This is a genomic window from Streptomyces sp. NPDC058964 (genome assembly GCF_042741275.1).
Taxonomy (GTDB): domain Bacteria; phylum Actinomycetota; class Actinomycetes; order Streptomycetales; family Streptomycetaceae; genus Streptomyces.
The window spans coordinates 1-1125 of record NZ_JBHYKH010001041.1; the positions used below are offsets into that span (position 1 = coordinate 1).

Annotated in this window: 1 pseudogene; it reads right to left on the bottom strand. The window is 73.2% G+C overall.

The features are described from left to right. Nucleotides 1-91: 91 nt before the first annotated feature. Nucleotides 92-1125, bottom strand: a pseudogene (locus ACFW2E_RS47505) (ABC transporter permease); the annotation flags it as partial.

Genomic DNA, 1125 nt, shown 5'->3' on the forward strand with positions numbered 1-1125 from the left:
ACCTGGCGCCCCCGGCCATTGCCCCCCCCCCGGGGCGCGCGTGTAACCGCGCCGGCTCACACCCCTCCGGGGGGCCCATCTTTCCCCTGGGCCCCCCAACCCGCCACAGCGGGTTCGGTGCGTCTCCGGTCGGGGTGCGGACCAGGAAGTAGCCGTTCACCTCCTTCGGCCCGTCGCCGTCGGCCATGTATCGACCGTCCGGGGTGACGTCGAGCTGGTAGATGGCCGTCCCCGCGGTCTCGACGCCGGGAAGATGCCAGGAGACGACGCAGCGCCAGTCGTTGCCCGGTCCCTCGGCGGCGACCTCGACGCTGCCCTTGTCGCAGGTCGCCGTGGCCTTCAACTGCGCCTCTGTGACGCCCGGACGATTGAGCCGCTCGGTCTGCAGCCGGTAGAGGTGGGCGAACGCCGTGGCGACCGAGCGCTGCACCTTGTCCCGCTCGATCCCGGAGCCCGTGGCCCCGGTGGTCGTGGCGACGACCGCGACCGTCACCGCGGCCAGCCCGGCGAGCGGCAGCACTCCGGCGGTGACCGCGCGGCGCCCCGAGCCGTCGTCGGTCGGGTTGGTGAAGTCACGCCGCACGAAGAGCGCGTAGGCGAGGACCGTCGCGGTCACCGCCCACAGCAGGCTGACCACGATGCCGATCAGGAGCGGGCCGAGCTGCGCCGGGCTGGTGAACAGACCGTTCCAGGCGATGTACGCGTAACCGGGCAGGGCGAGGCGTACGTCGACGGGGAGCGGCATCATCTGGGCGAGCTGCATCGCGAGCGCGACGAGCGCGGGCAGCAGCAGCCCCATCGGGGACCGCCCCAGCGTGACGGAGCCGAGCAGTCCGATGCCTGCCAGGGCGAGGGTCGGCGCGAGCACGCAGGCCCAGGCGAGCAGGACCTCGCCGGCGGCGTCCGCCGGCGCCAGCGGATGGCCGTCGAGGCCGACCAGCGGCTGGTTGCCTACCGCCACGACCCCGCCGGCCGTACTGGAACAGGCCAGTCCGGCCACGAGCAGCAGGATGACGGTCAGGCTGGCAAGTGCCTTGGCCGTGAAGATCCGTCGGGGCGAGCGGACGGCCACGAGCAGATGGCGCCAGGTGCCGAGGCGGTCCTCGGAGGCGAACACGTCACCGG